The 12,963-nt window shown below is 69.6% G+C and carries 13 protein-coding genes and 1 pseudogene; 6 read left to right on the top strand and 8 right to left on the bottom strand.

Annotated features, from left to right (window positions below):
- Nucleotides 1-119 precede the first annotated feature (119 nt).
- The 3 genes from AB0G20_RS10555 to AB0G20_RS10545 form a co-directional block, all read right to left on the bottom strand.
- Nucleotides 120-797: a pyridoxamine 5'-phosphate oxidase family protein gene (locus AB0G20_RS10555; protein WP_361298919.1), complete on the bottom strand. Its 678-nt coding sequence runs from the start codon at nucleotides 795-797 to the stop codon at nucleotides 120-122.
- A 22-nt stretch (nucleotides 798-819) separates the two neighbouring features.
- Nucleotides 820-1,893 carry a zinc-dependent alcohol dehydrogenase family protein gene (locus AB0G20_RS10550; protein ID WP_361298916.1) on the bottom strand — a complete coding sequence of 358 codons (1,074 nt, stop codon included), beginning with the start codon at nucleotides 1,891-1,893 and terminating at the stop codon, nucleotides 820-822.
- 325 nt (nucleotides 1,894-2,218) lie between these two features.
- The gene (locus AB0G20_RS10545; protein WP_361298913.1) at nucleotides 2,219-3,244 is read right to left on the bottom strand and encodes a 6-phosphofructokinase; all 1,026 of its coding nucleotides are present in this window, start codon (nucleotides 3,242-3,244) and stop codon (nucleotides 2,219-2,221) included.
- A 138-nt stretch (nucleotides 3,245-3,382) separates the two neighbouring features.
- On the opposite strand from AB0G20_RS10545, the pseudogene AB0G20_RS10540 reads away from it, so the two are divergent.
- A pseudogene (locus AB0G20_RS10540) lies at nucleotides 3,383-3,496 on the top strand (multicopper oxidase domain-containing protein); the annotation flags it as partial.
- A gap of 138 nt (nucleotides 3,497-3,634) precedes the next feature.
- Here the strand turns inward: AB0G20_RS10540 and AB0G20_RS10535 are convergent.
- The 3 genes from AB0G20_RS10535 to AB0G20_RS10525 all read right to left on the bottom strand — a co-directional run bounded on the left by AB0G20_RS10535 (nucleotide 3,635) and on the right by AB0G20_RS10525 (nucleotide 5,466).
- Nucleotides 3,635-3,913 (bottom strand): hypothetical protein, encoded by a 279-nt coding sequence (locus AB0G20_RS10535; protein WP_361298910.1) that lies wholly within the window; start codon nucleotides 3,911-3,913, stop codon nucleotides 3,635-3,637.
- Nucleotides 3,910-4,686: a PspA/IM30 family protein gene (locus tag AB0G20_RS10530; RefSeq protein ID WP_361298907.1), complete on the bottom strand. Its 777-nt coding sequence runs from the start codon at nucleotides 4,684-4,686 to the stop codon at nucleotides 3,910-3,912. The genes AB0G20_RS10535 and AB0G20_RS10530 overlap by 4 nt, the downstream gene beginning before the upstream one ends.
- A 387-nt stretch (nucleotides 4,687-5,073) precedes the next feature.
- On the bottom strand, nucleotides 5,074-5,466 hold the full coding sequence (locus AB0G20_RS10525) for a nuclear transport factor 2 family protein (protein ID WP_361298904.1): 393 nt from the start codon (nucleotides 5,464-5,466) through the stop codon (nucleotides 5,074-5,076).
- Nucleotides 5,467-5,591: 125 nt separating this feature from the next.
- Here AB0G20_RS10525 and AB0G20_RS10520 point away from each other — a divergent pair, with 125 nt between their 5' ends.
- Entirely contained in the window at nucleotides 5,592-6,167 is a 576-nt protein-coding gene (locus AB0G20_RS10520; RefSeq protein ID WP_361298901.1) for a PadR family transcriptional regulator, read from the top strand.
- Nucleotides 6,168-6,551: 384 nt separating this feature from the next.
- On the opposite strand, the gene AB0G20_RS10515 is transcribed toward AB0G20_RS10520, so the two are convergent.
- The gene (locus AB0G20_RS10515; RefSeq protein ID WP_361298898.1) at nucleotides 6,552-7,358 is read right to left on the bottom strand and encodes an SGNH/GDSL hydrolase family protein; all 807 of its coding nucleotides are present in this window, start codon (nucleotides 7,356-7,358) and stop codon (nucleotides 6,552-6,554) included.
- A 383-nt stretch (nucleotides 7,359-7,741) separates the two neighbouring features.
- On the opposite strand from AB0G20_RS10515, the gene AB0G20_RS10510 reads away from it, so the two are divergent.
- The 3 genes from AB0G20_RS10510 to AB0G20_RS10500 all read left to right on the top strand — a co-directional run bounded on the left by AB0G20_RS10510 (nucleotide 7,742) and on the right by AB0G20_RS10500 (nucleotide 11,267).
- Nucleotides 7,742-8,311 (top strand): TetR/AcrR family transcriptional regulator, encoded by a 570-nt coding sequence (locus AB0G20_RS10510; RefSeq protein ID WP_361298895.1) that lies wholly within the window; start codon nucleotides 7,742-7,744, stop codon nucleotides 8,309-8,311.
- Nucleotides 8,312-8,606: 295 nt separating this feature from the next.
- Entirely contained in the window at nucleotides 8,607-9,485 is an 879-nt protein-coding gene (locus AB0G20_RS10505; RefSeq protein ID WP_361298892.1) for an alpha/beta hydrolase, read from the top strand.
- Between the two features lie 105 nt (nucleotides 9,486-9,590).
- Nucleotides 9,591-11,267, top strand: coding sequence for a CocE/NonD family hydrolase (locus tag AB0G20_RS10500; protein ID WP_361298889.1), 1,677 nt, complete (start codon nucleotides 9,591-9,593; stop codon nucleotides 11,265-11,267).
- Between the two features lie 106 nt (nucleotides 11,268-11,373).
- On the opposite strand, the gene AB0G20_RS10495 is transcribed toward AB0G20_RS10500, so the two are convergent.
- Nucleotides 11,374-12,111 carry an IclR family transcriptional regulator gene (locus AB0G20_RS10495; protein ID WP_361298886.1) on the bottom strand — a complete coding sequence of 246 codons (738 nt, stop codon included), beginning with the start codon at nucleotides 12,109-12,111 and terminating at the stop codon, nucleotides 11,374-11,376.
- A gap of 156 nt (nucleotides 12,112-12,267) precedes the next feature.
- On the opposite strand from AB0G20_RS10495, the gene AB0G20_RS10490 reads away from it, so the two are divergent.
- Nucleotides 12,268-12,954 (top strand): SDR family NAD(P)-dependent oxidoreductase, encoded by a 687-nt coding sequence (locus AB0G20_RS10490; protein ID WP_361298883.1) that lies wholly within the window; start codon nucleotides 12,268-12,270, stop codon nucleotides 12,952-12,954.
- Nucleotides 12,955-12,963 lie beyond the last annotated feature (9 nt).

Here is a 12,963-nt window from a genome sequence, read left to right as displayed (position 1 = left end):
ATCGCGCTTCACCCCTCACGGGCGTGCTTCCAGTGTGCGCCGCACCGGCCGCGGGGCGCCTCCCCGCAGCGCGGCACGGGCCTCGGAACTCGGAAACGATGCGTGACGTCCTTGCGCGTTCAGACGACCGTGATCCGGCGCCCGGTGACGGAGACGGGCTCGATACGCAGCCAGAGTTCGCGTCTGCCTCCTGCCCAGGGTGTGCTGAAGGCCTGCTCCTCGAGACGGGCGACCTCGTCCGGATCGGTGACCGTCTTCGCGGGGCCCCGCACCAGCACGCTCCAGCCCTCGCTGAACGCCTCGTCGATGCGGTCGGTCTCGAAGGCGACCCGTTGCCCGTCCGCCTGCGCCGGGGCCGTGCCGGGCTCGGTGCGGAAGACGATCCCGCCGTCGACGACGCTGTAGTTGACCGGTACGACGACCGGCCCGGAGTCCGTGGGCACGGCGAGACGTCCCACCCCGTGCGTGGAGAGCAGGGAGCGGCACTCCGTCTCGGTCAGTTCCGTGAACCGGGGGGTGCGCGCGGCCCGGCCGAGCCCGGGCGGCAGCCGGGTGTCCCCACCGGTCAGGTGCCACACGGTCGTCTTCAGTGCTCCTGCCAGCCGGAGGAGGGTGCCGGCGCCCGGGTCGGCGGTCGGCCGCTCCTCCAGGTACTGGAGGTAGGCCGGCGCCATGCCCGCCCGTGTGGCCGTCTCCTGCCGGCTCAGGCCGAGTTCGGTACGCCGCTGGGTGATCCGCCGCCCGAGGTCGCCCAGCGGGCGTCCTTCCACGGCATGGGACGAGGCCCGTTCGGTCATGACCCGTCACCTCTCTCCTTCGTCAGGCCGCCCGGTAGGGGACGACTTCCTCGTGCGGCTCCTCGCCCAGTACGACCTTGAGCGCACCGGTGTCGGCGGCCCGGGCGAAGACGTCGTACGCCTCCTCCATGTGGGTCAGCGGGAAGGTGTGCGTGACCAGTTGCCCGGTGGGCAGGCGGCCTGCGGCCGCCATCCGGAGCAGGGTGGGGGTGGAGTACGTGTCCACCAGCCCCGTGGTGATGGTGACGTTCTTGATCCACAGGTCTTCCAGATGGAGGGTCGCGGGTCTGCCGTGCACGCCGACGTTGGCGACGTGCCCGCCGGGCCGCACCATGCGCGTGCAGAGTTCGAAGGTCTCCGGGACGCCGACCGCCTCGACGACCACGTCCGCGCCCAGTCCGTCGGTGAGGTCCGCGATCAGCTGTTCGGGGGCCTCCCGGGCGTCGGCCACCGCGTCGGCGCCGAGTCTCCTGGCCGCCTCCAGCCGCGGGGCGGCAAGGTCCACCGCGACGATGCGCTCCGGAGCGAACAGCCGGGCCGTGGCGACGGCCGCGAGCCCGATGGGGCCCGCGCCGACGACGGCGACGGTGTCTCCGGGCCGTACGTGCCCGTTGAGCACGCCGACCTCGTAGGAGGTCGGGAAGATGTCGGCCAGCAGCACGGCGTCCTTGCTGTCCAGGGCGCTGGGCAGCCGGTGCACCGAGAGGTCCGCGTACGGCACGCGGACGTACTCGGCCTGGGTACCGTCGATCAGGTGGCCCAGGATCCAGCCTCCGCCGCCCCGGCACTGGCCGTAGGTGCTCTCCCGGCAGTAGCGGCAGCGGCCGCAGGCGGTGATGCAGGAGACCAGCACGCGGTCGCCCGGCCGCACCGTGCGTACGTCGCCTCCGACGTCGACGATCTCGCCGACCGCCTCGTGCCCCAGCACCGTGCCAGGGCGTACCTCGGGTACGTCGCCTTTGAGGATGTGCAGGTCCGTTCCGCAGATGGTGACGGCGTCGACGCGCACGATGGCGTCGGTCGCCTCCTTGATGCCGGGGTCCGGGACGTCCTCCCAGGCGGACTGTCCAGGGCCGTGGAAGACGTAGGCCTTCATGGTTGACCACCTTCCTGGCACGGGCGATGTGCCCGGTTCGCGCCGCAGTTCCAGCTTGGCGCGGATCGGTGCGGCGCGCTTGGGCCGGTCGGCCCCGTCCACCGGCGGGTCGGGGCCTTGCGGGACGATCCGGCCGGGACGCCTACCGCGCAGGTCCGTCCGGCCCCGGTCGGCAGGGGCGGTCGGCCCTACCGCACGCCCTGGCTGCCGGGCTTTGCTCGGACCGAGCGCCTGGCGCCCGAAGGCCGTCTCGGACCGGTCACGCACGCCGTGCTGCACCACACTCGCTGCCCGGTCGCGGTCGTACCGCACGACGGGTGACGGCTCAGCCGAAGAACGCCTCGAACTCGTCGTACAGCGACGGCTCCACCACCTTGTTCTCCGCTGTGGCCTCCGCGAGGGGCAAGCGGATGATCCGCGTGCCCCGCAGGGCGACCATGCGGCCGAAGTCCCTCTCCTTGACCGCATCGATGGCGTGCAGCCCGAAACGGGTGGCGAGCCACCGGTCGAAGGCACTGGGGGTGCCCCCGCGCTGGATGTGCCCCAGGACCGTTGTGCGGGCATCCTTCTCGGTGCGTGCCGTGATCTCCCGGGCCAGCCATTCGCCGATGCCGGACAACCGCACATGGCCGAACTCGTCCAGCGACCGGTCCTTGAGAACCATCTGTCCCTCCTTGGGGACGGCCCCTTCGGCCACGACGACGATCGGCGCGTAATTGATCTCGAACCGGCGCATCACCTGCTCACAGACCTGCTCGATGTCGAACGGCCGCTCCGGGATGAGGATCACGTTGGCGCCGCCCGCGATGCCGGCGTGCAGGGCGATCCACCCGGAATGCCGTCCCATCACCTCCACCACGAGGGCGCGCATATGTGACTCGGCGGTGGTGTGGAGGCGGTCGATGGCCTCCGTCGCGATACCGACGGCGGTGTCGAAGCCGAAGGTGTAGTCGGTGCCCGAGACGTCGTTGTCGATGGTCTTCGGCACACCGACGAGGTTGATTCCCTCGCGGCTGAGCTCTGTGGCCACCCCCAGCGTGTCCTCTCCGCCGATCACGACGAGCGCGTCCACATCATGCGCGGCGAGCGTGTCCCGTACCCGTCGCAGCCCGTCGTCGTGCTTGAACGGGTTCGTACGGGAGGACCCCAGGATGGTGCCGCCGCGGGGGAGAATTCCCCGCACGCTGGAGATGTCCAGTGGGACGACGTCGTTCCGGAGCAGACCGAGCCAACCGTCCCGCACACCGACGAAGTCGAGCGCGTAATCCTGGACGCCTTTGCGGACGACGCTGCGGATCACGGCGTTGAGACCTGGACAGTCACCTCCGCCGGTCAGCACTCCGACCTTCATGGGTCTTCTCCCATCCGCTGCACACCCCGTTCGGTCGCGGCCTTCGCGCGCGACCGGATACCGCCGCCGGGGCCTGTGGACCGCCGTCTCCCTCCAGCCTCCCTCGGTTCCGTCCACGGTGGCCACTCGACGGATGCCAAGGAGATCCGACTGTCCGCCGGGGACACCCTGATCGCCGAACTCGCGAACCAGCTGCCGGGCAAGACCACCACCTCGGTCCACTGGCACGGCATTGCCCTGCGCAACGACATTTCGACGACCAGGACGACGGAGTCGAGCAGCACGATCGACGCGGCGATGGACGCGACGTACGGCAGCCCGCGGAGGAACATCGTGACCGGCACCGGGCGGTGAGCTGCCGGTCGGGCTCGAATCGGCCGCGCAGCGTCGTCACCCCGGGATGAGGCCCTCGTCGGAGAGCAGCTCCCGCACCCGTGTGAGGCTGGTGCCCTCGTCGGGCAGGACCAGGTCGGACGGCGTGATCGTCTCGGCCGGCAGGGGCGCGCCATAGCTGCGTACCGCGTCCAGCAGCGCCGACAGGGCGGTGGCGAACAGCATGTCGTCGTCGGCGTCGGCCGCGGACTGCAGAGCGGCATCCAGCTCGTTGAGCCGGCCGAGGTGATCTTCCGTGATCTCGTACTGGCCTTCGCCGAGAATCCGCATGATCATGATGTCCCCTCCTGGTCCGGCGGGCCCTGCTCGGCGCTCTTGCCTTCCAGGGCCGACGGGGTGGCGGACGCGGGGAGCTGGGCTTTCATCCGGGCCAGCTCCTTGTCCACGTCCTGGCCCGCGGTGACCCGTTCGAGTTCGGCCTGGATGTCGTCGCGGCCGGCAGGGAGCATGGCGTCCTCCAGGGCGCCGGAGGCGAGCAGTTCATCCAACGCACCGGCGCGAGCCTGTAGTTGCTCGGTCTTGTCCTCGGCGCGCTGCATGGCCAGGCCGACATCGCCCATCTCCTCGCCGATGCCGGTGACGGCCTCGGTGATGCGAGTCTGGGCCTCGGCCGCGGTGTAGCGGGCCTTGATGGTCTCCTTGCTGGTGCGGAAGGTCTCCACCTTCGCCTGAAGGCGCTGTGAAGCCAGGGTGAGTTTCTCCTCCTCGGCCTGCAGCGTTGCCTGCTGGGTCTGCAGGTCCGTGAGCTGGGAGGCCACCGCGGTGCGCCTGCTCAGAGCTTCGCGGGCGAGATCCTCGCGCCCGGCGGCGAGCGCCTGCTGGGCCTGCCCCTCCAGCTTGCCGCCGGACTGGCGCAACTGGTTGATCTGCAGATCGATGCGCTTGCGGCTGGTGGCCACGTCCGCCACACCACGCCGTACCTTCTGCAGCAATTCCTGCTGCTGGGTATAGGAGTAGTCCAGTACCTCGCGCGGGTCTTCGGCCTTGTCGAGGGCCTTGTTCGCCTTGATCCGGAACAGGGCGGCCATGCGGTGGGCGATGCTGGTCATAGCGGCCTGCCTCCTCTCGATCGATGAGGAATCAGCCAGGCCATGCCTCGTCTGCGGGACACTTCCAGACTCCGGCGGCGTGGTCCGGGCCGCAAACCGGTCGCGGTCGTCACTCTCCCGCTCGCGCCTGGCGGGTCGGAAGGGGAACCAGAGGTCCGTGAGGCGTTCAGTCTGGCGGCCAAGGCACGGACGTTCGGCCGGGAGGCACAGGACGTGGCCGACCGCTGGTTCTTCAGTCCCACCACAGGAACTCGGCACCGCCGACCCCGGGGCCCGACCCGATCCGAGTGCCGTCACTTCACGCACGGCATGTCGTTGGCCTCTCAGCCGGGGACGTTGTGGCGCTCCGCAAGAGGGTGCGCAGTCCGTCGAAGTCCGTCGTCGTGGTTACTGTTCGGCGGCCTCTCGGGCGATCTGCTCGAACTGGGCGCCCATGGCCTCGCCGAGCGCCTGGGCGGCGGAGAGCGGGCGCACCATCACCGTGAACTCGTCGATCTTCCCGTCGTCGTCGAAGTGCAGGAAGTCGCATCCCTGGAGCTGCTTGCCGGCGACAGTGGCGGTGAAGACGAAGGCGTGATCGCGGCCGTCGGAATTGGCGATCTCACGGATGTAGGTGAAGTCCTCGAAGACCCGGAGCACCCCGCGCAGGATCGCTGCGGTGATCGCCTTGCCCGGGTACGGCTTGAAGGTGACGGGGCTGGTGAAGACGACGTCGTCGGCCAGCAGAGCGGCCACGGCGTCCAGGTCGCGGCTCTCGACGGCCTTGCGGAAGGGATGCATGAGCCCACCTCTGATACTCAGAAATGTGAATAGGTGTGGTGGAGAGTAGAGGGCCCGTTAGGGCTTGTCTACAGGGAAGGCGTGACCATTAGTCACGTTGTTGATTAGTCTGCTAGCGTGCATCCATGGCTTTGCGGAACGCGGTGATGGCCGCGCTGCTGGAGGGCGAGGCGTCCGGGTACGACCTCGCGAAGGCGTTCGACGCGACGGTCGCCAACTTCTGGATGTCGACGCCTCAGCAGCTCTACCGGGAGCTGGATCGCATGGAGGCCGCAGGACTCGTCACGGCCCGCGTCGTCGAGCAGGAGCGCCGCCCCAACAAGCGACTGTTCTCCTTGACGGAGGCCGGGCGGAAGGCCGTCCACGCCTACACCGCCGAGCCCTTGGGTAAACCGGCGGTGATCCGGGACGAGTTGCTTGTCAAGGTGCAGTGCCTGGACGACGGCGACATCGAAGCGGTCCGGACCGCCATCACCGAGCGCATGGAGTGGGCCACCGCCAAGCTGGCCCGCTACGAGCGGCTCCGGCGGCGTCTGCTCGACGGGCGCTCCGAGGAGGCGTACTTCGCCGAGGCCGAGCGCATCGGCCCGTATCTCACGCTGCTGCGCGGGATGTCGTTCGAGCGGGAGAACCTCCAGTGGGGGGACATGGCGCTACGCAGGCTCGAACAGCGCACGGCCGCGCTCCGGGCCGACGGCTGACTGCGGCGGCCCCACCCACATAGCCAGTCAACAAAGTTAGTACCTGGACGGTCGTGAGCAGCCCGCAGCGGATGCCCGCTCCCGACCTGTGCCACGGTCGGGTCGGTCAGCGGCATGAGCACGGCAACGGCCAGCTCTGCCTGAGCGTCAGCTCCCTGCCTACCTGCGCATAGGCCGACTGGCCAGCACGGTGAGTGTCGGGCGGACGGCGTTGCGCGCCGCCTCGGAGCTGGTGAGTGCGGCGACGGTGAAAGTGTCGCGGGGCGACGGGCGCGCCGAACAGCTTGCCCTACGCGGAGGGATGGATGTCACTCATTTCCAGCTCCCGTCCGGTGAAGAGCAGTTCAGCACGAGGAGCCGCCGGCGTCGTCGCAAGCCAGAGCATCACACCGATGGGGAGGTGTCCCCGGCGGACGCGGCCACCGGAAGCAGCGCCGGCCGCTTGGCCTGGCGGCCGTCGCCGGAGGAGCGGCCACGCAGGCGGCGGCCGACCCAAGGGCCGAGGAAGGTGCCGGCCCAGCGCACTTCGGCACCCACGGCCCTCCAGACAGAGATGTCTGTCCCCTCGGCCGGAAGGGGAAGGGTCCACTTGTCGTCGCTGCCCGGCAGACCGAGCGCCTGGGCCACGGCAGCCGCGATGCGCGCGTGTCCCAGCGGGCCGGCGTGCAGCCGGTCAGCACCCCACAACCGCGGATCGGTCGCCGCCGCGTGCGCGGCCGTCTCCGCCACCACCACGCCGTGGCGGTCGGCGGCCTCCCGGATGCGCGCGTTGAGTGCGAGAACACGGTGACCGATCGGGCGGGCCAACGGCGTGATACGCCCGACATCGGGAAACATGAGGGTCGCGACGGTGGCGCCCTGCGCGGTGAGGGCGGCGAACATCGCCTCGACATGGCCGGCCACCTCGTCGAGGTCGCAGCTGGGGCGCAACGCATCGTTGACCCCAGCCACCACGGTGGCGAGATCAGGCCGCATCGCGAGAGCCGGAGCCAGTTGCTCGGCGCGCACCTGACCGGCCTTACGGCCGCGCACCGCGAGGTTGGCGTAGAGCAGGCCGGGGCTGTGGCGGGCGACCTGCTCGGCGAGCCGGTCCGCCCAGCCCCGAAGACCACGGACGTCGTCGCCGTCCCCGAGCCCCTCGGTATGACTGTCGCCCAGGGCGACATAGCGCAGATACCCACTGCTCGACACGGGGCCGACCGCCTCTCGTCAACGCTGCTGATGGAAGTGGCACACGGCCATCGCTAAACAACTAGGCACCTAGTCGCATTGTTGAATATGAGGATAGCTGCGGGCTCACCCTCCTGCAAAGTGACGCCGCTCAGGCAGCGACCGGGTCGTCAAATAACGACCGACTTGGTCCTCGTGTACGCCTGCAGGACCTCCGGCCCGGATTCGCGTCCGTAGCCGGACTGCCGCGTCCCCGCCCGGACGAAGCCGAGAAGGCCGCCGTGCCGGCGTAGCGGAACCGGACTCACATGCCCGCTCGGCCCGTGGGCGGCGCGAGACCGCCCCGGTGCAGCGCTGTAAACCGATCGGTTTTCAATTTATCCACATCGAGTTAACCTCGCGGTATGACCACCGATGTGAAACCCAGCACCAGAGAGCGGCTGCTGGAGGCGGCGGCCACACTCACCTACCGAGACGGTGTCGGCATCGGCGTCGAGGCGCTGTGCAAGGCGGCGGCGGTGTCGAAGCGTTCCCTGTACCAGCTGTTCGAGAGCAAGGACGAACTGCTGGCGGCGAGCCTGGGGGAACGCGCCTCTGCCTTCGCGGCCGGGCTCCTGCCGGCGGCGGACGACGGCCGTTCACCCCGCGAGCGGATCCTGCACGTCTTCGACCAGCTGGAGGAGCAGGCGAGTGCGCCTGACTTCCAAGGCTGTCGGTACCTGGCTGCTCAGATCGAGCTCAAAGACCAGAGCCACCCTGCGAGCCAGGTGGCCCACCGGGTCAAAGAGAATCTGACCGCCTTCTTCCGTGCCGAGGCCGAACGAGGCGGGGCAAGCCATCCCGACCTGCTGGCCCGGCAGCTCAGCCTGGTCTTCGACGGGGCCGGCGCCCGCGCGGGGATCGGAGCCGACGATCTGACAGGGCTCGTCACGCCCACCGTGACCACCCTGCTCGATGCGGCAGGCATGCACTGACGCCCCCCTTTCGAGGAGGCGCCGTCACCGCGCCCTCCCTAGACGTGCCGTAGCAGCCCTTGAGTTCGGAATCGGCGACCGCCGTGCGGATGACACTCTCGCGTCTCTCCTGTGCGCTGACCCTGTTGCCGCTGATGGCAACCTCAGCCTTGCGCTCGGAAACCGATCGGTTTACGGTGATGGAAACCGGTCGGTTTCTCAATGAATCCAGTGGCTGGTCCGTGGTCACCCCCCTTCGGGCGGGCCCTGTCCGCACCACCCGTCCGCAGCAGTTCACTCAAAGGGAACCAGCGAGATGCCCAGCCCAGAGCCACGTCCCACGATTCGCATCCCGGGAACCACCAGCCACACCATCGCCCCGCGCGCAGGACACCGCAGCGACGAGGGGACCCTGCGCTACCTCAGAGCGGGCACCGGCGCTCCCGTGGTCCTGCTGCACACCGTGCGCACCCAGGCCGAGCACTTCCGCTCCCTCATCCCGCTGATCGCGGACCAGTACACCGTGTACGCCCTCGACCTGCCGGGGATGGGCTACTCCGAGATCGTGCCCGGGGCCTCGTACGACGAGCCGGCCATGCGCGCGGGCGTCAAGCGGCTCCTGACCGAACTCGACCTCCACGACGTGACACTGGTCGGGGAGTCCATGGGGGCGGTGCTCGCCCTGACCACCGCGGCCGATCTGCCGGAGCGGGTACGGCGCATCGTCGCGGTGAACACGTACGACTTCCCCGGTGGGATCGCCCGGTCCGGTCTTCTCGCCCGTTTGGTGGTCGGCGGTGTCCTCACTCCGGGGGTGGGTCCGGTGATCGCCGGGGTGGAACCCAAGGCCGCCCTCCGCAGGATCCTTCAGGGCGGGCTGGTCGACAAGACCGCGCTGCGGGCGGACTACGTCGACGAACTCCTCCAGGTGGGCAGCCGCCCCGGCTACCCGAGCGTCGCCCGGGCCGTGTACCAGAGCCTGCCCAGTCTCATCGCCGCCCGCTCGCGCTACCCCGAGGTCAAGGCACCCGTCCACCTCGTCTACGGGGAGAAGGACTGGTCGCGGCCATCGGACCGGCAAGCCGACAAGGAGCTGCTGCCGGCCGCCGATTTCACGCAGGTGCCGGGAGCAGGCCACTTCATCGCCTTGGAACGGCCCGACCTGCTGGCCGACCTGCTGAACGCGGTGGAGTGACTGTCCCGGGGAGCGCCGTAGCCACCCCCGTTCGGGGGTAGTGCGGGACGGGGACCAGGTTCGACCATGTGCCTGACAGCGTCGTGGCATGCGAAGGAGCAGCGCGTGGCGGAGATACGGATCGAGTTCGATGTCCCGGCGGAGATGCGTGACGGCACGGTGCTGCGCGCGGATGTCTACCGGCCCGGAGGTACGGGGCCGTGGCCGGTGCTGCTGAGCCGGCTGCCGTACGGCAAGCAGACGCCCATGATGGGCGTTGTACTCGATCCTCTGGCCGCGGCCAGGCGCGGCTTCCTGGTGGTCATCCAGGACACCCGGGGCCGGTTCGCCTCCGAGGGGGAATGGGAGCCGTGGACGTACGAGGAGAGCGACGGTTACGACACCGTGCGGTGGGCCGCTGCCCTGCCCGGCTCGAACGGCGCCGTCGGCATGATCGGCATCAGCTATTTCGGCAACACCCAGTGGATGGCGGCGCTGTCGAAGCCGCCGGAGCTGAAGGCGATCGCACCGTTGATCACGTGGTCCGATCCGGACGACGGCCTGTGGACGCGCGGTGGCGCGATCGAACTCGGCATCAGCGTGCCCTGGTCTCTCCTTCAGGGCGCCGACACGCTGATGCGCCGTCACCGCACTGACAGCGAAGGTCTCGTGAGCAGCATCACCGGGCTCGTGCAGGATCTGGACGGCCTGGCGAGCGGCGGCTACGGAGAGCTGCCCGCCGGGCGGTTTCCCGCGTTCGCCCGGCACGATCTGCCCGAGCTGGGCTACGAGCGGTCCCGGCGGGAGCCCGACTGGGCGCGGTCCTGCACTGTCGCGGGCCGGCACGACGAGGTCGACCTGCCCACCTTCCAGGTCGGTGGCTGGTACGACATCTTCAGCCAGGGCACGCTCGACAACTTCACCGCCATGCGCCGCGCCGGCCGGTCCGCCACGCTCGTCATGGGCCCGTGGACCCACACCAACTGGCAGCACGTGGTCGGTGACGTCAACTTCGGGTTCGGCGCGCACTCCGACTTCATGGGCCTGCGGGGACGCGTGCACGACATGCAGTTCGACTGGTTCCAGCGCACGCTCGGCGAGGGTGAGGCCCTGGAGCCGGACACGGGCACGGTGCTGCTGTTCGTCATGGGCATCAACCAGTGGCGCGAGGAGACGGAATGGCCCCTCTCACGGGCGGTGGACACGGACTTCCACCTGCGTGCCGACGGACGCCTGACGCTGGAGTCGCCGTCCACGGCCGAGCGGGCCGAGGAGTTCACCTACGACCCCATGGACCCGGTGCCCACGACCGGCGGCGCGCTCCTGATGTCCGACGAGTTCCGTCCCGGGCCACTCGAGCAGACGGCCGTGGAGGGACGTGAGGACGTCCTGGTCTTCACCACCGAACCGATCACCGAGGACGTCGAGGTGACCGGCCGCGTCCGGGCTGTGCTCTTCACCGCCACGGACGGACCCTCGACCGACTGGGTGGCCCGCCTGTGCGACGTGGACGAGAACAGTGTCTCCCGCAATGTGGCCGACGGCATCGTGCGGGTGCGCGCGGCGACACCGGGCGAGGCGGCCGAACACGTCGTGGACCTGTGGTCGACCAGCATCGTCTTCCGGGCGGGTCACCGGATACGGGTCCAGGTCACCTCCAGCAACTTCCCCCGCTGGGACCGCAACCTCAACACCGGCGAACCCGAGGAGAACGCGACCACGGCCCGAGTGGCCCGGCAGCAGGTCTTCCACGATCCCGCCCGGCCGTCCCGCATCGTCCTGCCCGTGGTGCCTCCAGCCTGACCGCGAGCGACGGGAGAGCCCGCCGATCCGTTGCTCCGGTGGGCAAGGGCGCCGAAGTTGGCGCGCTCTCACATGCGCTGGCTTTCCGCTTTCGAGTGGTTCAGGGTCACAGCCATTCCTGGTTGGCCGGTCGCACTTTGTCCAGTGCCTCGCGGATCTTCTGGCCGATCGTGATGAGGCGTGATTCTGGGAGGCGGGTGGTGGGCCCGGCGACGGCGATCGCGGCGCGTGGGGTGACCGCGACCGCGACACACGAGATACCTGCCTGCTGGCTGTCCAGGTCGAGGGCGAAGCCGTGGTGCTTGGCGTCGGCGATCTCCTGCGCGTGGCGTTCCCACCGGTCCGGGTCATCGGCGCGGACCAGGTGGGCGAGGTCTGCGTCGGCTGCGAGCAGGGCGTGGCCGAGCGCCTCGCCGATCAGCGGCTTTCGCTCGCCGGGCCTGACGGCGAGGTGCAGGGGCTGGTCCGATTGCACGGCGTCCACGCACAGGTAGTCGGTGCCGGTGGCGAACGCGAGGAAGGTGGACTCACCCGATGCTTGGCTCACGTTCTTGAGCACGGGCCTGATGCGGGCGCGCAGCGCGTGCTCCGCCTCGGCGTCCAGGCGCAGCAGGCGGTTGAGCTTGCCGGTCAGCCGGTAGGCGGCGCCCTTCTTGTCCTGGGTGATGTAGCCGAGCCCTTCGAGGGAGGCGAGCAGATTGTGGGCGGTGCTGCGGTTCAGGCCGGCGCCGTCGGCGAGTTCACTCAATCGCGCGCCTTCGGGGTGCGTCGCGATGCGTTCCAGCAGGTCGAAGGCCCGCTGTACGGACTGGAGAACGCGGCCTGATGATTCCCGAGATTCCATAATGTTGAACTCTAGCAGATTTGGACCCTGATTGTTTGACATCGTGAACTCACGGGGTCAAGGTGGTGACCGAGGGCGCGTCCGAAGTGGGCGCCGCATCAGCGGCCGTAACGGCTGGCCCCCACCCATCGCCCCCCGTAGGAAAGAGACACAGGTATGTCACGCGTCATCCTCATCACCGGCGCGAACCGCGGCATCGGCCGCGAGCTCGCCGCCCAGTTCGCCGCAGACGGCGACACCGTGCTGCTCAGTGCCCGCAACGGCGATGCAGCAGTTCAGGCAGCCGCAGAAGTCGGCGGCGACACCCACCCGGTCCAGCTTGACGCCTCGGACCCGGCGAGCGTCAAGGCCGCGGCGCAGAAGGTCGAGGCCGAGCACGGTCGTCTCGACGTGCTGGTCAACAACGTCGGCGGCATCTTCGACTACGCCCAGCAGGCGTCCACCGCCGACCTGGGCGTGGTGCAGGAAGCGCTGGAGATCAACCTGTTCAGCACGTGGCGTGTCACCCAGGCCATGCTGCCGGTGCTGCGCAAGGCGCAGGGCGCCCGCATCGTCAACGTGTCCAGCGAGGCGGCGTCGCTGGCGCGCATGGGGGCGGCCACTCCTGCCTACGGTGCGTCCAAGGCGGCTCTCAACGCGCTGACCCGTTCGCTGGCCGCGGAGCTCGCCGAGGACGGGATCACCGTTCACGCCGCGAGCCCGGGCTGGACGGCGAGCGATCTCGGTGGCGAGGGCGGCCGCCCCCTCGCGGACGGCGCGGCCAGCATCAAGCACGTCGTCAACCTCCCTGCCGAGACGGGCACCGGCGCCTTCTACCAGGACGAACAGATCCTGCCCTGGTAACACCCGATG

It is taken from the genome of Streptomyces sp. NPDC024017 (assembly GCF_040638895.1).
Taxonomy (GTDB): domain Bacteria; phylum Actinomycetota; class Actinomycetes; order Streptomycetales; family Streptomycetaceae; genus Streptomyces.
The sequence above is the reverse complement of the archived record's forward strand: the minus strand, read 5'-3'. Positions and strand labels throughout refer to the sequence as shown.